Origin of the sequence: Citrobacter sp. Igbk 16, from assembly GCF_028069755.1 — a bacterium.
GTDB lineage: Bacteria > Pseudomonadota > Gammaproteobacteria > Enterobacterales > Enterobacteriaceae > Citrobacter.
This window is the reverse complement of sequence record NZ_JANEWJ010000127.1, coordinates 1-253: the sequence shown is the minus strand read 5'-3', so window position 1 is coordinate 253 and position 253 is coordinate 1. Positions and strand designations below refer to the sequence as shown.

The following is a 253-nucleotide window of genomic DNA, read 5'->3' as shown; positions in this document are numbered from 1 at the left end:
GCCACCTCGCGACAGAGCGCTAAAGCGCGTCGCAACTGCTCTTTAACAATTTATCAGACAATCTGTGTGGGCACTCGAAGATACGGATTCTTAACGTCGCAAGACGAAAAATGAATACCAAGTCTCTGAGTGAACATACGTAATTCATTACGAAGTTTAATTCACGAGCATCAAACTTAAATTGAAGAGTTTGATCATGGCTCAGATTGAACGCTGGCGGCAGGCCTAACACATGCAAGTCGAACGGTAGCAC

1 rRNA gene is annotated in these 253 nt (G+C 45.1%); it reads left to right on the top strand.

The annotated features are described in order from the left end of the window. Positions 1-178: 178 nt before the first annotated feature. Positions 179-253 (top strand): 16S ribosomal RNA (locus NNO03_RS22690); the annotation flags it as partial.